Source organism: Paenibacillus sp. EKM301P (assembly GCF_011800295.1).
Lineage (GTDB): Bacteria > Bacillota > Bacilli > Paenibacillales > Paenibacillaceae > Paenibacillus > Paenibacillus polymyxa.
The window spans coordinates 592,534-616,194 of sequence record NZ_JAALFM010000003.1 but is presented as its reverse complement, the minus strand read 5'-3'; the positions used below and the strand labels follow the sequence as shown (position 1 = coordinate 616,194).

General features: G+C 44.0%; 21 protein-coding genes and 2 pseudogenes. 16 read left to right on the top strand and 7 right to left on the bottom strand.

Going from position 1 to position 23,661, the window contains the following annotated elements; all coding sequences use genetic code 11:
- Positions 1 to 15 precede the first annotated feature (15 nt).
- Positions 16 to 459 (top strand): annotated as a pseudogene (locus tag HFD99_RS11020) (cell wall hydrolase).
- A gap of 527 nt (positions 460 to 986) precedes the next feature.
- On the opposite strand, the gene HFD99_RS11015 reads toward HFD99_RS11020, so the two are convergent.
- Positions 987 to 1,409 (bottom strand): tetratricopeptide repeat protein, encoded by a 423-nt coding sequence (locus HFD99_RS11015; RefSeq protein ID WP_090737553.1) that lies wholly within the window; start codon positions 1,407 to 1,409, stop codon positions 987 to 989.
- 34 nt (positions 1,410 to 1,443) lie between these two features.
- Positions 1,444 to 1,602 carry a hypothetical protein gene (locus tag HFD99_RS11010; RefSeq protein WP_165082207.1) on the bottom strand — a complete coding sequence of 53 codons (159 nt, stop codon included), beginning with the start codon at positions 1,600 to 1,602 and terminating at the stop codon, positions 1,444 to 1,446.
- Between the two features lie 146 nt (positions 1,603 to 1,748).
- Between HFD99_RS11010 and HFD99_RS11005 the strand changes: the two genes are divergently transcribed.
- The 4 genes from HFD99_RS11005 to HFD99_RS10990 all read left to right on the top strand — a co-directional run bounded on the left by HFD99_RS11005 (position 1,749) and on the right by HFD99_RS10990 (position 6,786).
- Entirely contained in the window at positions 1,749 to 2,375 is a 627-nt protein-coding gene (locus HFD99_RS11005) for a hypothetical protein (protein WP_167440896.1), read from the top strand.
- Positions 2,376 to 2,445: 70 nt separating this feature from the next.
- Complete coding sequence (locus tag HFD99_RS11000; RefSeq protein ID WP_167440861.1) at positions 2,446 to 2,814, top strand: hypothetical protein; 369 nt, start codon at positions 2,446 to 2,448, stop codon at positions 2,812 to 2,814.
- A 576-nt stretch (positions 2,815 to 3,390) separates the two neighbouring features.
- Positions 3,391 to 5,130, top strand: coding sequence for a methyl-accepting chemotaxis protein (locus tag HFD99_RS10995; RefSeq protein WP_225164829.1), 1,740 nt, complete (start codon positions 3,391 to 3,393; stop codon positions 5,128 to 5,130).
- A gap of 276 nt (positions 5,131 to 5,406) precedes the next feature.
- Positions 5,407 to 6,786 (top strand): FAD-binding oxidoreductase, encoded by a 1,380-nt coding sequence (locus tag HFD99_RS10990; protein ID WP_167440895.1) that lies wholly within the window; start codon positions 5,407 to 5,409, stop codon positions 6,784 to 6,786.
- 96 nt (positions 6,787 to 6,882) lie between these two features.
- On the opposite strand, the gene HFD99_RS10985 is transcribed toward HFD99_RS10990, so the two are convergent.
- A complete protein-coding gene (locus HFD99_RS10985) occupies positions 6,883 to 7,806 on the bottom strand; it encodes a helix-turn-helix transcriptional regulator (RefSeq protein ID WP_167440894.1) in 924 nt (307 codons plus the stop codon).
- A gap of 102 nt (positions 7,807 to 7,908) precedes the next feature.
- Between HFD99_RS10985 and HFD99_RS10980 the strand changes: the two genes are divergently transcribed.
- The 5 genes from HFD99_RS10980 (at position 7,909) to HFD99_RS10960 (ending at position 12,509) form a co-directional block, all read left to right on the top strand.
- Complete coding sequence (locus HFD99_RS10980; protein ID WP_167440893.1) at positions 7,909 to 8,373, top strand: VOC family protein; 465 nt, start codon at positions 7,909 to 7,911, stop codon at positions 8,371 to 8,373.
- 181 nt (positions 8,374 to 8,554) lie between these two features.
- A complete protein-coding gene (locus tag HFD99_RS10975; RefSeq protein WP_167440892.1) occupies positions 8,555 to 10,519 on the top strand; it encodes an elongation factor G in 1,965 nt (654 codons plus the stop codon).
- A 105-nt stretch (positions 10,520 to 10,624) separates the two neighbouring features.
- Complete coding sequence (locus tag HFD99_RS10970; RefSeq protein ID WP_025366240.1) at positions 10,625 to 11,185, top strand: DUF4303 domain-containing protein; 561 nt, start codon at positions 10,625 to 10,627, stop codon at positions 11,183 to 11,185.
- Positions 11,186 to 11,218: 33 nt separating this feature from the next.
- Positions 11,219 to 11,860, top strand: coding sequence for a hypothetical protein (locus tag HFD99_RS10965; protein WP_167440891.1), 642 nt, complete (start codon positions 11,219 to 11,221; stop codon positions 11,858 to 11,860).
- Between the two features lie 121 nt (positions 11,861 to 11,981).
- Positions 11,982 to 12,509, top strand: coding sequence for a hypothetical protein (locus HFD99_RS10960; protein ID WP_167440890.1), 528 nt, complete (start codon positions 11,982 to 11,984; stop codon positions 12,507 to 12,509).
- Positions 12,510 to 12,580: 71 nt separating this feature from the next.
- Here HFD99_RS10960 and HFD99_RS10955 read toward each other — a convergent pair whose 3' ends face one another.
- Positions 12,581 to 12,961 (bottom strand): hypothetical protein, encoded by a 381-nt coding sequence (locus tag HFD99_RS10955; RefSeq protein WP_115293088.1) that lies wholly within the window; start codon positions 12,959 to 12,961, stop codon positions 12,581 to 12,583.
- A 275-nt stretch (positions 12,962 to 13,236) separates the two neighbouring features.
- On the opposite strand from HFD99_RS10955, the gene HFD99_RS10950 reads away from it, so the two are divergent.
- From HFD99_RS10950 to HFD99_RS10940, 3 genes are all read left to right on the top strand, one after another.
- Positions 13,237 to 14,571 (top strand): SMI1/KNR4 family protein, encoded by a 1,335-nt coding sequence (locus HFD99_RS10950; RefSeq protein ID WP_123797849.1) that lies wholly within the window; start codon positions 13,237 to 13,239, stop codon positions 14,569 to 14,571.
- Between the two features lie 156 nt (positions 14,572 to 14,727).
- Complete coding sequence (locus HFD99_RS10945; protein ID WP_019689056.1) at positions 14,728 to 15,282, top strand: GNAT family N-acetyltransferase; 555 nt, start codon at positions 14,728 to 14,730, stop codon at positions 15,280 to 15,282.
- A 425-nt stretch (positions 15,283 to 15,707) separates the two neighbouring features.
- Complete coding sequence (locus HFD99_RS10940; RefSeq protein ID WP_017426023.1) at positions 15,708 to 16,241, top strand: YceI family protein; 534 nt, start codon at positions 15,708 to 15,710, stop codon at positions 16,239 to 16,241.
- 38 nt (positions 16,242 to 16,279) lie between these two features.
- Here HFD99_RS10940 and HFD99_RS10935 read toward each other — a convergent pair.
- The 3 genes and pseudogenes from HFD99_RS10935 to HFD99_RS10925 form a co-directional block, all read right to left on the bottom strand.
- Positions 16,280 to 17,702, bottom strand: a pseudogene (locus tag HFD99_RS10935) (MDR family MFS transporter).
- A gap of 314 nt (positions 17,703 to 18,016) precedes the next feature.
- Positions 18,017 to 18,256 carry a hypothetical protein gene (locus tag HFD99_RS10930; RefSeq protein ID WP_123797848.1) on the bottom strand — a complete coding sequence of 80 codons (240 nt, stop codon included), beginning with the start codon at positions 18,254 to 18,256 and terminating at the stop codon, positions 18,017 to 18,019.
- Positions 18,257 to 18,471: 215 nt separating this feature from the next.
- Positions 18,472 to 19,560 (bottom strand): GntR family transcriptional regulator, encoded by a 1,089-nt coding sequence (locus HFD99_RS10925; protein ID WP_016822495.1) that lies wholly within the window; start codon positions 19,558 to 19,560, stop codon positions 18,472 to 18,474.
- A 290-nt stretch (positions 19,561 to 19,850) separates the two neighbouring features.
- Between HFD99_RS10925 and HFD99_RS10920 the strand changes: the two genes are divergently transcribed.
- Genes HFD99_RS10920 through araA form a run of 3 tightly spaced genes read left to right on the top strand, consistent with a single transcriptional unit; the run spans position 19,851 to position 23,626 of the window.
- Positions 19,851 to 21,464 (top strand): xylulokinase, encoded by a 1,614-nt coding sequence (locus HFD99_RS10920; protein ID WP_017426026.1) that lies wholly within the window; start codon positions 19,851 to 19,853, stop codon positions 21,462 to 21,464.
- A gap of 1 nt (position 21,465) precedes the next feature.
- Positions 21,466 to 22,161: an L-ribulose-5-phosphate 4-epimerase gene (locus HFD99_RS10915; protein WP_031462514.1), complete on the top strand. Its 696-nt coding sequence runs from the start codon at positions 21,466 to 21,468 to the stop codon at positions 22,159 to 22,161.
- A 40-nt stretch (positions 22,162 to 22,201) separates the two neighbouring features.
- Positions 22,202 to 23,626: an L-arabinose isomerase gene (gene araA, locus HFD99_RS10910; RefSeq protein ID WP_016822498.1), complete on the top strand. Its 1,425-nt coding sequence runs from the start codon at positions 22,202 to 22,204 to the stop codon at positions 23,624 to 23,626.
- The last annotated feature ends 35 nt before the right edge of the window (positions 23,627 to 23,661 follow it).

Below are 23,661 nucleotides of genomic sequence, written 5' to 3'. Positions count from 1 at the left end.
AAATGAGGTGAGCAAATGGCAGTTGTAAAATGCAGGAAACAGGATATCGATATGTTGGCAAGGTTGCTTCGAGCTGAGGCTGAGGCCGAAGGCGAAATGGGCATGCTCCTTGTTGGAGCTGTTGGCATTAACCGAATAAGAGCGAATTGTTCCGTTTTTAAAGGAATCCGGACAATTCCCCAAATGATTAACCAGCCGCATGCGTTCGAAGCGCTACAACATGGTATGTACTATTAAAGAGCAAGAGATAGAGAACGCCGTCTGGCACAACGGGTTGTGAATGGGGAGCGGAATTGGCCAGCCAAATACTCGCTATGGTACTTCCGCCCAGGATCGTATGAAAACCCCGGACCATGTCCGCCAACTTGGTATAATCAGCCGTTTGTAGGTCGATGGAAGAAACATTGTTTTTATGAACCGACTGCGATTGAATGGGAAAATGTATATAGTACGTTTTAAAATCTGCATAATTGCATCAGACCAAGTTTTATTTCGGCGGGACTCATGCATGACTTTGTAGGTAAGGAATACCTGAATCACAACGCTCCGCCAACCTTACTAAAAACGAACATAACATACTTAGTGGGTGGTTTTTCAGTAACAGTTTGGTTTAATTAGTAAAAAGACAGTTAGGGCACATTGAGTAGCCTTAACTGTCCTTTTATTCATGACTCCAAACAGATTGTAGAAATCGTTAGAAATGACGCCAGCCGCTGTTGACAGCGCCTTGCAAAGAGCCAGAGAACGATAGGGCGAAACTCCGTTCAGAAGAATAATGGATACGATAGCTAACCAGAACTTTCATACAACAGGTCTGCACCGGATGGCATACAGGATGTTCATTCGTGCACCTGCGAAATTTTACCAAAGCGATGGAGAGTGAGTTTTTTTGATTTCGCCGTTGAATTCGAAAATAATATTATGGAATGGTTTGAAGGTGAAAAAATATAAAAGTACCGTAATCAGCTCTTGCGTAGTCTGAAATTTCAAATCTCTATGTTTGTCTCCAAAAACTCAAGATATTTTGGGTCGTCTTCCATAAAAATCTCAATACCGGCGCCCATGTAAGCCCGGGTTAACTCGTCAACCGCCTTTTCAAAGTTTTCCTGTTCATAATATAATTGCCCCAGCCGAAGGTGAATATACGGATTACCCAACCCCTTCGGACACTGTACGGCATTAAAAAAGCACTTGAAGGCCTTATCGTAATTCTTCATACGATAGTGGACATCCCCAATAGCTACATATATCCAAGTAGCGGCTTCCCATTCTTGATGATTTTCAGGCAATAAACGGAGGGCGGCAATATAATTTTGCTTGGCGGCATCAAGATCGCCTGCCTTCACTAAGTCATCGCCTTGTTTACATAGAGCCCTAATTGCGGAATAAGTGGAATCTGAGAGCTGCAAAGTGATCTCTCCTGTTCTATTGGATTAAGGAGTTTTAGCCAATGATCGTTTGTTGGCTTTCATCAAAAATGGTGGCGTCCAGTATTGCCGATAAATAGCCTATCGCCCAAATGATATGATCTGTAAATTCTTCTCCATGATCAGGCGGGAATATGAAGCGAATGCGCTCGACACAGTCTTTGACTTCAGGCAATCATATGAAGAGTCTACCAAATTTTTAAGCCTATTCATAGATTGAAAGCGCATTCTAGTTTATGTGAGTACTATTTTCAAAGGGGCCATGCATGGCATGTAGTATTTTAAATGGCTTGATATAATTTAGAAGAAAGGATGATAGAGATGCCAAATGATAAACAACAGCTTCACAAGGAATCGATTAAGTACCTAACGACTGCCCCCCTTCGCGAAAATGATCCTAAGTTTAGCTGCGTAATAAGTGATGTAGCCTATGAGCTTTTAACCACAGATGAAGTAGGTCTGATAGAGCAACTGTATTTTAAAATGAAGAATATTGCCCTACGAAATAAGATTCTGTATGGTTTAATCCGGTGCAGGAATTTGGAACTGAAGGATTTCTTTCAGAAAGCCTATAAAAAAGAACGATATTTGAATATGAGGCTGCTCGCGATCCATGGATTAGTACAGTATGCGCCAGAAGAAGAGATCGAAAAGGTCACGGACCATTTTCTTAAGATCTTGATAAAGAGGCCGGAGACTACTCCTTATAACTACTATGAATATGAGTTTCTAAGGTCTGCTTTCGGGTTTCCTCTTCTAATTAAAAAATACGGGTATTCCTGTTTTGAAAAGGTATATCAACAAGTCGAGAAACAATATCAGGATATGCCAGAAGCATTTAAGGGGCATTTGACCTTTGATGAAAATGGAAACCAAGTTTCGTTGAGAACTCCGATGAAAATAAAGCAAATGATAGATCGTTTTTATGAATCACGAAATCTTCGATAAGCTGAGTCCAAGAAGTTAAAAAGCAGCGACGACTATAACAATGATGAGGTTTGTTGAAAGGAGAATAGAGATGACCGTAAAGTTTACTTTGAATTATACGGATGGAGATTTCATCGAAACCATAGAAGTTCCAATTTATAAAGCGTATCGCAAGGGTACTTCTTTTCAACTGTATCATTTAAGTCGCAACCCTACTCGTATTGAACACAAGGAATTGTTGGTTATCGATGAATCGGGGATTGCCCCAGAGTGTATGTTTAAAAGTGTTACTGAATTTTGTGAAAAAATTATCCCTTATTTATTGAATAGGAAAAATGAGTCATTGTTTTTATTCGGGGAGTACTATGATGCAGAGAAAGATAAGATGATGGACATTGATGATATTGAGATTCCCTGTTTAATAGGCGGGGCAGCCACCTTACAAGAAGAGGAAAAGTAGTCTGGGACCTACAGAGGTAGTCGCTGAGGAACCTGAATCAATAGATTTTTTAATTAGGATAGTAGTGGTTGTAATATGATATGAAAACATAGCAAATTTCCTTGTGCAGCTTGGACGGTACCTCATTAAGTTTCTTGAAGGAGAGTTGTAGAATCTCTTTGGACAATAAAATGAAAGTTTTAGTTTAGCCAATAGACAGTATTCTTCATTATGCCGATGATGGCTAAATTTTTGGCTAAACTTATTAAATCTATAAGCCTCATTGTTTAGAGAATCTAATACAGTGCACCATTTTTTAACCGCTGACCCTTCTGCAATCCATGCAGAGGGGTCCTTTGCTGTCAAAATGAAGCGAAGGATTAAGGGTCAGAGTATTTCGATTGTGATTTAAAAATTAAGTATTCCCGCCCTAGGGAGCATGGGGTTTGGAAACGTAATCCCATGTGCGTGACTCTTGGTTTCTAACAATTTTACAATTTCCCCATAACTCTGATGTATAGAAAGAGGTGTTTGGCAAACGATGTTGAATAAGTACATCGTGTTACCTCGAGAGGGACTAGATGGGAGTGAGGCATAATGAGAGGTAAGAAGTTCACGATGACGATCAGGAACAAGGTAATTCTAACGATCGTCGTTACTGTAATCACTAGCCTTGTGATCGGAGGCGTTGGGATTTACAATCTGAAGCGGGTACAATCCTCGCTTGAGGAGAGCCTTAGTATTAGGGCGGAAGTCATTGATCTCATTCGTACAGCAGATATCGACCTATATCAGATGCTGTTGGCAGAGCGATCGCTGTACAGTTATGAAGCAGGGTCGGAACAATTTTCGAAACAACTGGAGGATTACGAAAAACAAAAGGAGTCAGCAAAGAAGAAACTTAATAAGTATAAGTCATTTGGAACAATTTTTGATAATGAGGAAAAGTTAATTCAAGACTACGAAGCAACGGTTGAAGCGTATGAATTGGTCTCCAAGAAAGTGATTGACGGATTATCGTCAAAGGATTCAACTGTGCGTGAAAGGGCGAATCTTCTTTCTTATCAGGAGGGCAGCGAAAAGTTTGACCAGATGGAAGACGCTTTGGATCACATAGGCGATCTGTACTACGATGATAACCAAATCATGTTGGACAGCACACAAAAACAATATAGCTTCCTGCGATTGATCAGTATCCTTTTAACATTAGCAGGCTTGATCGCTTCATCGTTGCTTGGTTATTTGATCATCCGATCCATCCATCATCCGATCCGTTATTTGCGCGGACGTGTGCGAGAGATTGCGGAGGGCAATCTGGCCGTCGATATACGTACTTTCTCCCAGGATGAGCTTGGGCAATTAACCGCTGATTTTAATATAATGGTATCTCGTATGAAAGAACTCATTTCGACAGTAAGCCAATCGATTGGCCATGTAAATACTTCTGCTCATGAACTTACCTTTATTGCGGAACAAACAACGGCAACCGGCGAGGAAATGACGTCAGGCATTAATGAAATTGCAGTTGGTGCTTCTGAGCAAGCATCCTTGACAGAGGCAACGAGCCGTGAAACGATGGCGCTATCGGACACGATTGAAAAGGTAAATGTAAGGAATAAAAAAATGACCAGCTTGTCTTCGGAGGCTGAAATCGTCTTAAGAGGCGGCATGGATAAAGTAAAGAAATTACAGGATCACAATCTCCAAACGACAGAAGCAAACCAACTGGTCGTACAACATATTGAAGGTCTGGCAGAACAGATGCTTACGATTTCCACAATCGTACAAACGATTAATGAAGTATCTGAGCAAACGAAGCTCCTCGCATTAAATGCGAGCATAGAAGCGGCGCGTGCCGGCGATTCCGGAAAAGGATTTGCAGTCGTCGCTACAGAGATTCGCAAGCTGTCGACCATGACTTATGAATCAACAGAGAGAATTAACACAACTATTGCACGCCTCAAGGCAGAAGTTTCTCAAACGTTGCAGGTCATGAATCAGACAGATGTGATTATCTCCGAACAATCTCTTATTGTTCAGGAGTCGGGAACGGTATTTGAATCGATTATGGATATGCTAAAGGAAATCATCAGTTCGATTCAAGAGATGGATGGGGATATAGGGCAGATGAATGTTAGCAGGGAACAGGTCATCTCATCCATTATCAAGATATCCGATGTAGCTCGAGACGCAGCTTCTGCCACAGAAGAGATAAGTTCGGCTTCTAACGATCAGAGTCAAGCGTATTCCCATCTGCATAGTGCAGCTGAACAATTGAAACAATCAAGCCAACAAGTGAGCGAAATGATTAGCAGATTTCGAATTGTACAAGAATAATTCGTACTGAGAATAAGAAAAGGAGCTATCCCACTAGGGATGGCTCCTTTTCTGCCCTCGTTGATGAAAAGCGTGCGTATCGTCTCACCTCTAGGTGTAACCCCTCAGACGGAAAGCGAATCGGCACTTTAGATAAATGACCATGTCTTAGTTCATAGTGGTTTGAACTATTTTACGATTCACACTGGGTGTGTGCCGTTACTAGGCCAGGTGTCTCTACATAGAAATAAGCTGAAGAGAAAGGCTTATGTCATGAACGGGGATGGTGTAAAGTAGATGGCACAAAAGTTGCAAAAGAAAAGTACGCGATTAACCGGAAGGATCGTAATTCCGGGGAATCCGTCATACAATATGGCCAGAATGGAGTTCAATAGGCGTTTTTCCAAATTTCCAAGGGTCATTGTTTTTTGCCAACGAACTCAGGATGTGATCAACGCAGTCAAATGGGCTCGTGAGCGGGGCATACGGTTGCGAGTGCGCAGCGGACGGCATAGCTATGAAGGATTCTCAACTGTAAATGGCGGTATTATTATCGATGTGAGCGAGATGAATAAGGTTACAGTTGATCGAAAAAATGGAGTGGCCATTGTCCAAACAGGAAATCCACTTGCCCGTGTGTACAAGAAGCTGTGGAATAAGCGTGTGGCCATTCCGGCGGGGACTGCACCCGACGTAGGCGTAGCTGGGCTCACCCTGGGAGGAGGCATTGGACTTCTTTCCCGCAAATATGGACTTACGTGCGATAACCTGAAACAAGTGAAGATGGTCGTAGCTTCGGGGCGGTATGGGGCAAAGACGATTGTGGCAAACAGCAAGAAACATTCCGATCTATTGTGGGCATCGCGAGGCGGAGGGGGAGGGAACTTTGGTGTTGCTACCGAGTTTATATTTCGAGTTAGACCGATTTCGAAGGTTTCTATATACAGTATTACGTGGAAATGGAGCGATCTTGAGAAGGTATTACCGGCTTGGCAACGCTGGGCCCCATCGGTCACAAACCGCTTAACCTCAACCATTGAGGTGGCTGCCAAGCAGGTGGGAACCATTGTATCTACCGGGCAATTGCTTGGCGGTGCAGAGGAGCTGCGTCGATTGATTAGACCGCTCTTGCGAGCAGGCACCCCGGTGAAGGTGATGGTGAAGACAGTACCTTTTATTGAAGCAACCCATTTTTTTGCCGAATCGGACCTGAATTTGGAACCAAAGTTTAAAATAACTGGGGCCTACGGGTTCCAACCTTTACCGCCTGAAGGAGTACGAATTATACGCGACTTTTTAGCCAAAGCACCCAACAGGCATTCTAGCGTGTGGAGTCAGAGCTTAGGTGGTGCAGGAAGCGCGGTAAGTCGAGTATCGCCTACTGCAACGGCCTATCCTCATCGGAAGGCTGAGACAATTTACGAACTGTCAGCCCGCTGGAGAAACAATGGGGAGCAGGAGCGGAATATTCAGTGGGTGGAAAGGTTCCGTAAAGCGTTACGTCCCTTTGTTAAAGGGGATTATGTGAATTTTCCCGATCTGCAGATTAAGAACTGGCCCAAGGCGTATTATGGCGTGAACTTTGGCAGATTGAAGCAAGTGAAACGAAAGTACGACCCTCATAATGTATTTCATTTTGCTCAGAGCATTCCAGTGGGTAAACAGGACAGAAAATGACAATACGTACACCTGTAAACTTTCCCTCACGGGGCCATCCAAATTAAAGAATTAGTATAAAAAGAATCTACCACACTCTCTCTTTATTTATCAAAATTAATTGGGGTTTTCATTATATATCGCCACCATTTTATTTAAATAATTTCGAAATTCTTCAATATATGTTTTGGGCTCTACGACTTCTAGATTTGTACCGAAGCTTGCTAAAAATTGAAATCCAATACTGTTTTGAGGAACATGGATGGTGGCTAAGAAATAATCAGAACTATAGTTTTCAATACTCTTTCGGCCGTACCTTTCTATAAATTGATCTTTTATGCTAGGCGAAATTAATGCCTTAATAGAGACTGATTCCGATTGATAACTTGCTTCATGTTCTTGTCCCAATGAATCAACTCTAGGGTTAAATGTGATTTCCTCCATAAGAAGATGATCGATCCTGGATAATTTAAATGTTCTATATCCCTGACGATGTAAACAGAATCCCTTCAAATACCAACTCATTTCGCTAAAATGGAGCTGATATGGCTCGACAATTCTATTCGTCGCGGTGCCATTTTTATCTATATAATCAAATGAGACCAACTTTCTCTTTGATATCGATTCTTGGCATATCTTCAAGGTTTGAAGAATCTCAGACCGACCCTCCCAATCATAAAATGACAGTTGGATTGAACCTTTTGGAGACAATGGGCTAACCATGGCTTCTATTTTTTTAATAGTCACTTCAACTTCTTCACTAATTAGAATTTGTCCTAATCCGCCGAGCGCAGTCAATATATTCTCCAAGTCGGAGTTGCTTAAAAGACGTTTATCAACCTTGTATTCATCCATAATGCCATAGCCGCCATGAATTCCATGAATAGAATAGATCGGGATGTTTGATAAACTCAGAGTTTCCATATCCCGAAGGATCGTTCTTTTGGAAACGTTAAATAATTGTGCGAATTCTTTTGTTGTAACGATGTCTTTTTTCAGCAATATCATGATGATGGATATTAACCTCTCGACCTTTTCCATAGGTTCTCCTTCTTTTTTTGTACTATATCTATAAATGGTGACATACATCTGTCACCTCTTATTCATTATACTGCATGTATAACACGAAGGAGGTTTTACTTTATGTCAGCTATTGTATATTTAAACTTTGATGGAGTTGCAGAACAAGCGATTGATTTTTATTCGAAGGCTTTAAACGCGAAAGAAGTTAAAAAAGTTAAATTTAAGGATTTCCCGCAAGATCCAAACTATCCATTATCGGAGAATGAATTAAATATGATCATGGAGTCCTCAGTCGAGTTTGCAGGCGGAAAAATCATGATGTCGGATATTTTGCCTTCCATGATGGCGGTAACAGGGGAAATAGTGAAAGGAAATAACGTATTTATTAGTCTAGTTAATGATGATAAACAAACATTAGAAGAATACTTTAAACATTTGTCTGTTGGCGGCCATGTTGTGATGCCGTTAACAAATACACCTTGGTCTTCGTGCTTTGGAATGCTAGTTGATAAGTTTGGGATCTCCTGGAAATTTAATAGTGACGCAGTTCAGTTTCTCGATAATGTTATTTCAAACAAACAGTAACTCAGACCCATTTCTGACAATACTCGCTTTCGGCATTAATTGAAGAGTTATTTTACTTTCCGATATCTTATGTTTGCTTTCCAGCAAGTTGTGAGCGCAAACCAACTTCTACCCACTCTCCCGAATTCTATGCTTTAATAAAATGAGTAGTATTAACAAGAAGCGTTGAAAGTGGGATTCTATGAAGCGACTAACGATTGGCCTGTTCGCCCATGTGGATGCAGGTAAGACAACTTTTGCGGAACAGCTGCTGTACCATACGAACAGTATCCGGTCGCGTGGGCGGGTGGATCATCAGGATGCGTTTCTGGACAGCCACGACATCGAGCGGGCAAGGGGCATTACGGTGTTCGCAGATCAGGCGGTAATGGAATATAAAGGAGACAGTTATTATTTAATAGACACGCCCGGACACGTCGATTTCTCTCCAGAGATGGAGCGAGCGATTCAGGTCATTGATTATGCCATCCTGATTGTAAGCGCAGTTGAAGGTGTCCAGGGCCATACGGAGACGGTTTGGCAGCTGCTACGCAAACATCGGATTCCGACGTTCTTCTTTATCAACAAAACGGATCGGATTGGCGCGGATGTAGGCAGAACCGAGGCTGACATCCGACAGCAGTTGACGGGGGACGTATGCTGCATTACACAGAGCTTGGCTGACGGCATAGTCGGCGAGCCGCTGCGGGAGGCCATGGCGGAGCGAGACGAAGCATTGCTGGAAGCATTCCTGGAGGGGAGAGAGGATTCCGGCTTCTGGCTGGAGGCCTTGCAGAGGATGATAGTGGCGGGTCTTCTCTTCCCCTGTGCTTACGGCTCTGCGCTTCAGGATACAGGCGTCGTTGAATTTCTGGATCAGCTGCATCTGCTGACGACAACCACTTATGACGAGAATGCTTCGTTCCAGGGGCGGGTTTATAAAATTCGGCACGATGCAGGCGGAGTGAGACTCACGTTCATTAAGGCGCTGGGTGGTCGGCTGAAGGTGAGGGAACAGCTTAGTTACGAGAGCGGCGGGGTTCAATATGACGAGAAAGTTACGCGGATCTTCTTGTTTAACGGACTTAAGTCGCAGCCGGTGGAACAAGTGGAGGCCGGCGATTTGTTTGCGGTTGCCGGATTGTCCGCCGCCGAGGCCGGACAAGGTCTGGGGTCGATATCGGACAAGTTAGCTTACGATTCGGAGCCGACATTACAATCTAAGGTATTATTCGACAATTCGATACATGTACAGAAGGTGCTCGGTGCTTTTCGCACACTGGAGGCGGAGGAGCCGTCTCTAAACGTCGTTTGGGATGAGAAATTGCAGGAGATTTCTATCCGCGTCATGGGATTGATTCAACTGGAAGTGCTGGTGCAGCTTGTTAGAGAGCGGTTTGGCTTTGCTATCTCTTTTGGACAACCGGAAATCTTGTATAAGGAAACGATTCAATCGGCTGTGAAAGGGTACGGCCACTTCGAACCGCTCAGGCATTATGCGGAAGTGCATCTGCTGATTGAACCGGGAGAAAGGGGCAGCGGCATTATGTTCGATAGCAGATGTCATGCCGATGATCTGAATGTCAGCTATCAGAATCTGATTCGGAATCATCTCTATGAACGGGAGCATCACGGACTGCTGACCGGCATGCCGGTTACCGACGTGAACATTACGCTGCTGAGGGGGCGCGCGCATAAAGAACATACCCATGGTGGCGATTTTCGTGAGGCTGCTTTTCGAGCACTACGGCAGGGGCTGGAGAAGGCGGACAATCTGCTGCTGGAGCCCTATTACGATTTCAAAATCAAGGTCGCTATCGATGAAATGGGCAGGGTGCTGTCCGATATTCAGCGTGCTTCGGGTATTTTTAATCCACCGCAGACAACCGGAACGCAAGCGGTGGTCACGGGCAGGGTGCCCGTGTCGACTTTCATGAACTACAGTACCGAATTTGCATCCTTTACGCATGGACGAGGCAGTATCCGTTGCGTGTTCAGCGGCTACGATCGCTGTCATAATACGGAGGAAGTCATAGAACGGATGGGCTACCGCAAAGGGGCAGACCCACTGTATACATCCTCCTCTATCTTTTGCGCCAAAGGGGCGGGTTACTCAGTGCCATGGGATGAGGCGGAAGCCAAGATGCACCTCGAATTAGAACCTTAATCGTACACATTTCCAGGATTCAGGCGAAAAGTAGGTAGATTTAGGACGAACAATTTTTATAATGGAAATAAGATATATATTTTATAGGGCTAAGGGGCGATTGTCATGGAACCGACGCATGAAATACAGGCGCTGGCGGCAGAAATTGCTGATGTGGCTAGGACGTCCTTTCGCACTCTTTTTGAAAATGGTGAACGTTACTATTACTGCACGCTATTTACTACTGGAGAGGGACATGCGCCAAGCATCTCCGCCTGGTCATGGGAGGCCTTGGAGAGGGAAGCGGCCAGGCAAGGAGAAGAAAGTGACACGCCGGGGTCAACGATTGCGGAACTCATCAAATGGTCTTATGCCGATTCACCCTATTGTTGCTACGAGGATGAGGACTTCGATGATGTTAAACAATTATTTATGGAACGTCCTTCCATTGCGGAGCTTGAAGCTGATGAATGGAATCGTGAATTTGATTCGAGGCTGAAGGCCATGGAGCTGGCGATGAAAATGCTCGATGATGAAGGCGTGTTTGCCTTGAATCAACCGCGAGAGTCTGTATGTGTCCTCGTCGAGAACATGCCGCCAGATGAGATCAATACCGAAATCGCCCTGCGTTTGAATCGGGCAGAGTCGCCAGCTATGCAAGCATGGCTGGCGGAAGCAGCGGAGTAAGGGGGTTCGCGTTTCTTGAGGGAGAGTTGTAAAATGCCTAATGAATATCAAATGAATATTTTAGCTGAGAGAACGGAATGTATTCTTTATTATGCGGGGTCGATCCTATCGAACGAGCATAGTGCGGGCTGGATCGGCGGGAATGCGCCCGAATTTTTTGATAATCAATCGGACCTCATCCACGAAGATAACCAAAAATATGTTTTTTACTTGAGCCTCGTCCATCCCTTTAAACCGGCGAGCATGATTTCGATCTTCATCCCTGAAGACTATGAGGAGTATTTAGAAAACAACATTTATCCTAATTGCTCGGTCAAGGTGATTGAGCATCCCACTTCAACTGAAAGTGTCAAAGATATGTTTACTAACCCAGGGCTTGTAAAGCATGCAATTTCAGATGGGAAATTAAGCCATGACAAAAAATCAATGGATCAGCCTTTTTTGATCAAAGTAGGCGGAAACCCGAGACTTATTCAAAATGAAGACTATTATTTTACGAAGCTGAAGGAGGAATCCTTTTCCTTTTTATTGCAGGTAGATGAAGATGGTTATCCTGAAACGTTACTTCAGGAGGATTACAATTATCCCTTTGGTTTTGGATCACTATATGTTTTTGCCAAAATGGGGGCGACTGAGATACACCATCCAGCAGCAGGTTTTTGGCAATTCTCTTGATTTGGAGTGGGGCTAACGAGCACGTCAGGCGATTTTTGGCGTGCGTATGCCCCATTCGCACAAGCAGGAAGCCCGCCCCTGGCGTAAACTGAATTATAATCAGTGAGCGAGGTGAACTTCCATGGCACAATCGAAAGAGATGCGTGCACGGGCTAAGAAGTTTCAAGGCCGTCCGGTCTGTGTCACCCTGCACAGCGGAGAGACTTATGTCGGCTACATCACCGACGTTAATCGCGGCGGGTTGGTACTTTCCAGTGCTGGGGCTCCCCCGCGTGCTCCTTCCAGGAAACAAGACTCCCGACCTCTCGAACGCAGAGCCAGTTCGCATGCCCCGGGCGTCCGTCTCGGCAACCGGAAAAGCGGTGTACGTAAACCGTCTAGCCGTTCGCGCTCTCGCAAGCCGGACGCCAAGGTGTCGGCATTCCTGCCGATGATGGGCTCGCTGTTAGGCGGCCTTGGCGGCTCCACTGCAGGCGCAGGAGGGCTTGGCGGTATGCTCGGCGGCGGCTTGCGACTGTTCGGCATGATCCAGAAATTTGTCCCGGTTGTGAAGATGGGCTACGGCATGATCAAGTCTATTCGCCCGTTTCTCGGCGCTGTTAAAGGCTTGATGCCCTCGGCTAGTCCGACTACGCCGAATAACGAATAATCGTACCCTGTGGACTTTAAGCCCCCTTTGAGTGGTCAGGTCAAAGGGGGCTAGCCCACAAGCCATTAGGACTACCACTGTCTAATCCAAATTGGATTTAGCTCGGAATAGCCCATCTCCTTTAATAAATCCCAGGCATTATCCAGAACCTGAGGTTTCCCCTGGGTCCAAAGCTCTTGTCGTTTTGCCATCAAGTAAGAGATAATTTCAGCGATATGCTTGGGTTTACCCAGATGGAGGACAGTTTCCATGTTATTATTTTGTGCTGAAATATCATAAAAGGCCCAATAAGTACGAGGCTCTTCATCGGGAGGATCTGCCTGGAAGATGAGCGTGACTTTGATGTTTTTATTCTCTTTGGGAGATAGGTTTAAGACGAAGCGGGACCCGCCTGAATACCAATAAACGAATGCATAACCGTCGACCGTAATATTTCTTAATTGGCTTTTCATTATTTTCTCCCTCACTCTATGTTGTTTAAAATGAACTGCGTTTAATGAGTTTAATTAAATAATTATGTCGTTAATTTCCGAGAAATGAGGAGTGGCTTACATGAATAACAAGGTGATTATAGTCTAATCCACATATAGATTCCATTCATATGGATTTTTCCTGTGGTACTCTAGATACATATCATTTTAAAGAGGTACGACCCATAGAAAAAACAATAAAATTGCTGGATAAGTAAACAAGGAAACCTGGCTATGGTCAACAGGAGGGTTCAAATATGTGGTTTAGGAAGAAAGAAACGCAACTGGATCGAATAAAAAACAAACTGAGTCAAGCCATGCGCAAAGACGCGGACTTCTCGGTGTTTGGAGCATCCTCACATCAATATAGGGTTAAAGAGAAGCTTACAGCAAAAGAGCTAGAGGACTGGCAAGCCCACAATCAGGTCACACTTCCTGAGCCTTACGCCCAGTTTTTAATGAACGTCGGCAACGGAGGCGCCGGACCCTACTATGGAATTTATTCACTTGGAAAGGCAACTTCCTACACCGAGCGCCAGGTGCTCCTTGCAAAATCCGTTCTGCATCCCGGGATGACCAAAGAGGAATGGAACCATCTGATTGAGCCCCTGACCAGGGACGAGGACATTCCCGATGAGGAATACGACGACACCTGTAATAAGGTGTTGGGCGGCATGTTGTGCATAGGTACCCAAGGCTGCGAATACGACATGTATCTCGTACTTGAAGGGAAATATAGGGGGAGAATTGTGTACACCTCCGATTTTCATCCCGATCATCCTTTTTTCTTTGTCTATGAAGGTAGCTTTCTGGATTGGTATGAGCGCTGGCTGGATGAAATTATTCTGGATTATGATATCGGGTGGTTTGGCAGTCGAATGCCGGGTGATGAGAATGCACTGATCCAGATTTATCAGAGCGCTCCAAACGAAGAAATCCAAGCCAAAGCGCTTGATGGATTGTTCAAGTTTAAGAAGGTCTCTCAGCTAACCCTTGCTTTTTTGAAAAATATTGCGGAACAAAGCCCCAAAAATCGGACCACAGCCATTAGGCTTATCTGCAAAACTTCCTTTGACACGGGTAGAAAATATCTTCTGGAGCTGTTGCAATCGGATGAACATGAGGATTTTCTTCAAGCTTTACAGATTCTGCACGCTTCCAGTAAAACTGAGGATTTAACGGAGTTTATTCCAGCGATCTTGCAAAGGCTTGACAGGGTTCACGACCCGGAAACGTTGCGTTATGCGGGATATATCCTGGAGGATTACGGTGCGATTACGCTCCAGAACTTTGCGCCTTTCTTGTGTGACGCCGATCCGAAAATGCAAACCACTGCCATCTATGCCGCACGCAGTTGCGAAAACAAGCTGGGAAGCTGGCAGATCATTGAACAGATGCTGATGGGGGGCGGCCCGCAGGTTCTGAATAACTTGATTTTATACTGGGGCATTATCCCACATGAGAAGTTGCTACCTTACTATAAGGCGGTATGGCCGGAATATAAAAGCAATCCGAATTTCAAAGGAAAATTTATCAGCTGTTTGCGAGAACTGCATTTGCCAAATGATTATTTCGACAGAGACGAATCGTGAGGAAGGCGTGTATGAATTATTCATAAAAAGTCGACGGATAAGTTTAGATTATCAGCCTTCAGATGGTAGGCACCTTCGAGCTCACCTTCGTGATGTTTCATTAATATCTCGTACACAACTTTATTGTCCGTTTAAATAACAACTGGAGGTATATCCATGCAAATACTTGAAACCAACCGATTGATCCTGCGGAATTTTGCCGCAACCGACGCTGCCGGATTGTTGGAGTATACAGCTAATCCAAGAGTTAACTGCTTTATGGATCACCAGATTTCGACGTTGGAGGAAGCTACAGAGGAGGTCGAAAAAAGAAGCAGTGACGACTCCCATATCGCGGTATGCCTGAAAGACAGCAACGAACTGATCGGAGAACTATTTGGTATGAAGGAAGAACGAGATTCGGATACGTATGGTATTGGATGGAATTTTAATGCCAGATTTGAAGGGAAAGGGTACGCAAGTGAGAGCGCCAACGCCTTCATAGAATATCTCTTTACGCAACAAGAAGTAAGGAGACTGTACGCCTATGTTGAGGACGATAACTTCCGTTCCCAGAAGCTGTGTGATAAACTGGGCTTTCGCCAGGAAGGCTGCTTCATGGAATTCGTTTCATTTGTTAAATACGAAGACGGCACGCCGAAATACGAGAATACGTATCAATATGCATTACTGAAAAAAGAATGGCTCTCTCAACGTGCTAATCAGAAATAAAAAACAAGAGATTAAACTCATTTTTAAAACTAAGAAACGTTACATAACAAATACGGCGACTTCTCTTTAGTGGATTCCAGAGAAAAGTCCTTTTGCTTTTAAGTTTCGATATAGGGTCTGGTTTAGCTACCCCAAAACGGCTTTGCAATCTGCTGACCTTGATCGATCTTCGTCCTTACTCAGCTTCACAGGTTGTTTCCGCAAGCTTCCAGTCACTCACAAGTTACTATAAGTTAGAACACAACTTTATTGTTTAGTACATAACTTTATTGACTATAGACAACGAGGAAGCCAAAAAAATGCTAAAACGCTACTGACATCCCGTTGTCAGTAGCGTTTTTGTATATTAGGAGTATGCGAATATCGCAGTGCCTTGAGAGGGAGCGACCCTTCTCAAAATCTTATTATAGAGGTGGAACTTATTCATGGAAAATATCAAGTGGGAAGTTGATCCGGACCACAGCTCCGTTGAGTTTTCGGTAACGCATTTAATGATTAATAGAATCAAAGGAGTATTCGAGCATTTCCAAGCGATCTTGAGTTTTGATCCTAATGATTTAGCAACCATGGGTATTCAGGCTTCCATAGATGCAAATAGTATCACAACTCGCCAATCGCAACGAGATGAGCACCTGAAGAGCGACGACTTCCTTCATGCAGACAAGTATCCAACCATTACGTTTGAAAGCACCAGCTGCGTCCTTGCTGGCGAAAGGCAATATGAACTTACGGGCAATCTAACTCTGCATGGAGTAACAAAACCCATCACTTTTCATACCGTTTTTGAAGGACTTAACAAAGACCCTCGCGGCCGGGAACGTGTAGGATTTCATTCTACAGCCAGTATTGAACGCAATGAATTCGGCTTGACATTCAACTCCCATCTGGAAAAAGGCGGGATTGTTGTCGCGAATGAAGTGAGAATTGAACTTTATATCGAGGCAATTAAAATAGAGTAGCGATCCTATACATGATTTAATCTGTGCCTAGTAATGAATTAATTATGTTCAGATGGCTTTTTTATAAACCAACCCAGCACTATAATAAGTATTGCAAGAATAAATTCAATCCAAAAAACTGTTTGTAGACCGGAAACCATGCTTTGTGTCTTCTCATGCATTGCAGTGGGATTGAGCGAATGATGAAGATAACGATTGGCTCCAGACGACATGATGCCGACGAACAATGCGATGCCAATTCCACCTGTAATCTGTTGGAGCGTATTGTATATGGCTGTGCCATGAGGAACCAGGTGACGTGGAAGTTGATTCAATCCTGTTGTCTGAGCCGGCATGACGACGAATGACATGCCTAAGAATAAGAGGATATGATTGAACAGAACGGAACCTTGTGTTGTATCACTGTCGATGCCGGTAAACAGCCACAACGATATGGCGATCAGGAATAGTCCGGGCACAATGACGGGTCTCGGCCCAAATTTATCGAGTAACTTACCCGATACCGGCATCAGCATCCCGTTCAAAATGCTACCTGGCATTTAGAAGTAAGCCTGTCGCAAATGCTGTCAACTTCATCACATCCTGCATATAGAACGGCAGCAATGTTGTTGTGGCGAATAGAACCATCATCAGAATTACAATCAATACCGCAACCAGAGAAAAAGTGTAATGCCGGAATACGGAAAGATCGATCAACGGCTCTTTGATCTTAAGCTGGCGCCATACAAGCAAGAGCAAGAAAAGGCTGCCTATTGCAATCGATCCGTAACCTTCAGGCTCAAGTGAGGCACTTGTTTGGCTGAAGCCATAGGTGACGCAGCCGAAACCGACGGTTGACATCACAATGGATACAAGATCGACCCTTGGCTTGGTCAGTTCTGTCACATTCTTTAAGTACACCAATGCATAAATCATCGAAAACAGTGCGATAGGAATCACCATGTAGAACAGCCATTGCCATTGAAAGGTATCGATAATCAAGCCAGACAAAGCTGGCCCGATGACAGGGGCGACCATGATGACCAGCCCCATGAGACCCATGGCGGCACCCCGGCGTTCTGGAGGATAGAGGGCGAGAATCGTATTCATCATCAACAAAATCAATAATCCTGTTCCGCAAGCCTGAACAACCCTGCCCATCAGCAAGATTCCGAATCCCGGGGATACTGCACACAAGCAGGTACCTGCCAAAAATAACGCCATCGCAGACATAAACATCTGGCGAGTCGTGAACCATTGCTGTAGTAATGCGGTCACCGGCACCAGTACGCCGATCACGAGCATATAACCGGTCGATAACCATTGTATGGTCGAAGCAGCAACGTTAAATTCTCTCATCAATGCAGGAAACGCATTGGTAAGTAAATTTTCGTTAAGAAATGCGACAAATGTACCGATGAGTAGAGCGGTTAATATTGCCCCTCTCTTCATTTCTCTTGCATCTTGAGCCTGATTGTCCATCTTCTACCTCCCGATTGTTCATGACGTTCCGTCTATTGTTTGTATATCGCTTATCCCGCAACGCCTGAAAATCATTTTACGTGGAGTGGGATGAATTGGAAAAAGCGAAATTGCTCATCATACTCGGAAATTCATTCATATTTCGAAAGCAAAAGGGGGTCCGCCACGGTGTCGCTCATTCGCGCATTATTTCTTGACAGGATGAGGTTAGGGGACTATGATAACGTGCCGGTCAACTCTATAAGGCAAATAAAATCAAAAAGGCTGATTTTTCGTAGTGCCTTGGCACCGGAATCGTCAGCCTATCGTGCAGATTATCCTACACCATCACTTTCTAACAAAGAATAAAAATTATCACGGTCTTGGTCATCAAATTTGCCAAGTGCCCTTACCCTAACAAATTCATGTCCGCCATACATGTCTATTTCCTCACCGTACCTATTGTAGAGCGCGATCATATTGCCATCCTGATTCAACTCCAAGTACCCGTAATATTTTGCTTCAGGCACTTCACCGTAAAAAAGCGTGAATCTGATCTTGATCACTCTGTGCATGCAGATCCTCCTCTACTGCCTTTCGTATTGGCTTTGAATATATACAGTATTCCCCACAAAATGTCAACAGATTTAGTTTTCAGGTGATAATGGTGGATAAGTTATTTCGCTTCGCATCTGGCAAGGAATCCAAAAAAGGCCAAAACGCTACTGACATTCCGTTGTCAGTAGCGTTTTGTATATTACGAGTATGTGAATATCACAAATTTCCCCCTTCACTTCAATTTCTTCTTTACCGTCTCTCCTTCAATTAACACGGGCTGATAATAGGTTTGGTTGCTTAGATCCTTCTTCCCTTGTAGTTTCTTAATAACCCAGTCGGCGGCATCACGGCCCATTTGTTCCTGTGGGTGTGTCAATGTTGTTAGTTTGATGTTTGCATTTTTGGAAATATAGGAATTGTCTTGGCCAATAATGGACAAATCTTCGGGAACGGATATACCAAGTTGTCTGCATACATGTACAACTTCTAGTCCGACCTCGTCGTTATAGCAGACAATTGCGGTTAAATCGTCTCTTTGTTCGGTCAAGAATTTCTTCAAATTGGTGGACAGATCCTGCTTCGTTTCTGTATAGAATGAGAGCACTTGCTCGGGGTGAAAGCGTAATTTGGCTTCTCCAAGCGCTTTGATATAACCCTTCATTCGATACTTCCCTTGTAAATCGTCCATTTTGGCAATGATGCCAATCTGTGTGTGTCCGTTAGCGATCAATTCTTTGGTTGCCAGATAGCTGGATTGTACGTCATCGAGACAGAAGTAAGGAACCTCCAACTCTTCATAATAGGCATTAATCATGATGAATGGAACATCCTGTTCCTTGAACGTCAGATAGTAAGCGATATTGGGATTATATAGATTGCTCTTCGTAGGCTCAATGATCAAACCATCGACACCAAAGGACAGCATCATCTCCAAAGCTTTCTTTTCCTGTGCGACATCATTATTGGTACTGGCTAATAGTAATGAATAATTATCTTCGTTCAATCTGGCTTCAATCCCGCGAATAATAGAGGGAAAGATGTAATCAGAGATGTAGGTTGTGATGACTCCGATGGTTTTATTGCTGGAATTGCCACCGGTTTTTGAACGAAATTGGTTGCTGACATAGGTGCCAGATCCTTTTTCACTTCTTAAAAAACCTTCGTTAGATAGTTCCAAAATAGCCTTTCGGACCGTCTGGCGACTAACTTTATACTTATCCTGCAAAGCGAATTCCGTTGGGATTTGTTCTCCTACGCTGTATGCCCCTGAAAGAATGTTGCTTTTTATATCCTCAAGGATGACCTGATACTTTGGTTTCACTTTATTCCTTCTTTCCAAGTTGTTCTAATACTAATTAATGTATCTATAATATTTGTATGTACATATTTTAGCATAATTATGAGTTTATTATAATCTATTGTCCTATCTGTATAAATACTAAAGTTAAAATAGAAAAACACTCGGTTCGTCAAAGTATTTGTAAGTATAACTATGGTTTTGTATTGACAAATGTACGCACAAAAAATATACTAAGGCTGTAAACAAAAGAAAGCGCCTTCTTTCAATTATTGCGATTATAACAGTTGTTCAGAGAGAGGAGTAACGTGAGCATGGATCAAGACATTAAACAAGCGATTACTAAGGGAGAAACCTCACTTGGTATCGAATTTGGATCCACACGTATCAAGGCAGTGCTGATTGATCATCGTTTTGAAACAATCGCATCTGGAAGCTATGAGTGGGAAAACCTCTTGGTAGATGGATATTGGACGTACAACTTAGAGAGCATTATTACAGGTCTACAAGAGGCTTATCGTGAAATGAAACAAGAGGTTGAACAAAAATACGGAATCACCCTTCATACGGTTGGTTCTATAGGATTCTCTGCAATGATGCATGGCTATATGGCTTTTGACAGCAAAGGTGAATTACTTGTTCCGTTCCGGACTTGGCGGAATGCGACGACCGGTGCTGCAGCAAAAGCTTTAACTGATAAATTCCAATTCAACATTCCTGAGCGATGGAGTATTGCTCACTTGTATCAAGCGATATTGAACGAAGAACAACATGTTCCTCATATTGATTTTATTACGACGTTGGCTGGATATATTCACTGGCTGCTGACTGGCAACAAAGCCATTGGCATCGGAGACGCTTCGGGGATCTTCCCAATTGATGAGACTACACATGATTATAACGAGTCGATGGTTAAGCAATTTGATGAACTCATTGCAGCCAAAGGATACGATTGGAAATTACAAGACATTATTCCTAAAGTTCATATCTCAGGCGAGCAGGCAGGTGTACTAACCGCAGCGGGAGCCAAAATCTTAGATAAATCCGGAGATTTGCAATCAGGTATTCCGCTTTGTCCTCCAGAAGGTGATGCGGGAACAGGAATGGTCGCTACGAATAGTGTGAGAAAACGTACTGGCAACGTGTCTGTGGGAACCTCAGTTTTTGCCATGATCGTATTAGAGAAGGATCTTTCGGCGGTATATCCGGAAATTGATCTGGTGACCACACCGAATGGTAATCCGGTCGGAATGGTTCATGCCAACAACTGCTCAAGTGATCTCAATGCTTGGCTGGGCTTGTTCCGTGAGTTCTATGAGGCCATGGGGCAAAAGGCGGACCCGAATCAATTATTCAGCGTGTTGCTGAATAAGGCCCTGGAAGCAGATCCAGATGGCGGCGGCTTACTTAGCTACGGCTATTTGTCAGGAGAAAACATCACCGGAATAGAGAAAGGCCGGCCATTGTTTGTCCGCTCCCCTGAGAGCCGTTTCAATTTGGCCAATTTCATGCGCACTCATCTGTTCACTGCATTTGCTGCTTTGAAAATCGGGATGGATATTTTGACGAAGAGAGAAAATGTCGCAATTGACAGCATTCTGGCTCACGGCGGTTTATTCAAAACCCCTATTGTCGGACAAAAAATTGTCGCGGCAGCTATGGATGTTCCGGTGTCCGTGATGGCAACAGCTGGAGAAGGCGGAGCGTGGGGTATGGCTATTCTGGCTTCTTACATGATGAACAAGGATCAGCAAGAAAGTCTGGAAGACTTCCTCGACCAAAAAGTATTCAGAGATGTTGAGGGACAAGAAATTCATCCCGACGGTTCCGATGTTAAGGGATTCGAAACATTCTTGGAACGCTACACACAAGGCCTGGCAATTGAGCAGGCTGCTGTAGATAATCTAGTGGAAAACTGGAGGAATTGACGTGTTAGAGCAGCTGAAAGAAGAAGTATTTCAAGCCAATCTGGATTTGCCTAAACATGGACTCGTGAAATACACCTGGGGTAACGTAAGTGCTGTTGATCGTGAGCGCAGCTTATTCGTTATCAAACCGAGTGGTGTTAGCTATGACACGATGAAACCTAGCGATATGGTAGTTGTTGATTTTGACGGCAATGTTGTTGAAGGAGAGATGAGACCTTCATCGGATACACCGACTCATGCCGTACTTTACAAGCACTACGCAGAAATCGGCGGTATTGTGCACACGCATTCGACCTGGGCGACCGTTTGGGCTCAAGCCGGCCTGGATGTACCTGTAATGGGGACTACTCATGCAGACACCTTCTATGGTTCTGTTCCTTGCGCTCGTTTCCTGACACAAGACGAGATTGATCGTGGTTACGAAGCCGAAACAGGCCGTGTCATCATCGAAACTTTTGAGCAGCGTGGGCTGGATATTTTAGCAGTGCCAGGTGTCCTGCTTAAAGGTCATGCTCCCTTCACTTGGGGAAAAGATGCGAAATCCGCAGTTATGAATAGCGTCGTGTTGGAAGAAGTTTCGAAAATGAACCTATTCGCACGGGAATTGAATCATTTTGCTGAAGAATTGCCGCAGCGTATTCTAGATAAACACTATTTGCGCAAACATGGGAAAGACGCTTACTACGGGCAAAAATAAGACAACTATACTAACAAACAAAGAAAAGAGGATGAATGTTATGTCAACAGTAGGTACAAAACAGTTCTGGTTTGTCGTAGGTTCACAACATCTGTATGGGGAAGAAGCATTAGCAGAAGTGAAAGCACACGCACAAGAAATGACCGATGCCTTAAATAAAAGCGGTGTGTTGCCTTATCCGCTCGTATTGCAGGATCTGGCAGTTAGTGCAGACAAAATCACCAGCCTCATGAAAGAAGTCAACTATCGTGACGAGGTTGCTGGTGTCATCACTTGGATGCATACTTTCTCACCTGCAAAAATGTGGATTCGCGGTACTAAATTGTTGCAAAAACCGCTGCTTCATTTGGCTACTCAGTATAATGAAAGCATTCCTTGGGCTACAATTGACATGGACTTTATGAACCTCAACCAGGCAGCTCATGGTGACCGTGAATATGGATTTATCAATGCCCGTCTGAAGAAACAGAATAAAGTGGTTGTAGGATATTGGGAACGTGCGGAAGTGCAAAAGCAAATCGCAGAATGGATGGATGTAGCGGTTGCTTATAACGAAAGCTTCAATATCAAAGTTGCCCGTTTTGGCGACAACATGCGTAACGTTGGTGTTACGGAAGGGGATAAAGTCGAGGCCCAAATCCAATTTGGATGGACCGTTGACTACTTCGGAATTGGCGACCTTGTTCAGTACGTCAATGCTGTGAAGGAAGAAGAAATTGATGCTTTGTTCGCAGAATACTCCGAACTGTATGAATTTGATTATGGTACTTACAGCAAGGAAGCTTGGGAATCCAGCGTAAGAGTGCAAGCAAGCTATGAAATTGCTATTAAACGATTCCTGGATGATGGTGGTTATACTGCCTTCACTACAAACTTTGAAGATCTCTACGGTATGAAACAGCTTCCTGGTCTTGCCGTTCAACGTTTGATGGCACAAGGATACGGCTTCGCTGGTGAAGGAGACTGGAAGACTGCAGCGCTCGATCGTCTGCTTAAAGTCATGAGCCATAATCAATCCACTGGCTTTATGGAAGACTACACCTATGAATTAGCAGCTGGTCAGGAATCGATCCTTCAATCGCATATGCTTGAAGTTGATCCAACGTTGGCAAGCAACAAGCCTAAAATTATCGTTTCTCCGTTAGGTATCGGCGATCGTGAAGACCCAGCCCGTCTGGTGTTTGATGGTAAGGCAGGAGATGGTGTAGTGGTTTCCATGGCTGACTTTGGCACACATTATAAACTGCTGATCAATGAGGTTACTGCATTTGAACCAACAGTTCCTGCTCCCAAACTTCCAGTGGCCCGTGTACTGTGGAACGTGAAGCCGAACTTCCAAGATGGAGTTAAAGCATGGATTGAGAACGGCGGCGGTCACCATACTGTAGTTTCCTTGAATCTAACTACAGACCAAATTGTTGCTTATGCAAAACTGGTTAACCTGGAATACGTAATTATTAAGTAATTATAGTTCATCTTTAGAAGCATTGGGTCAGTCTT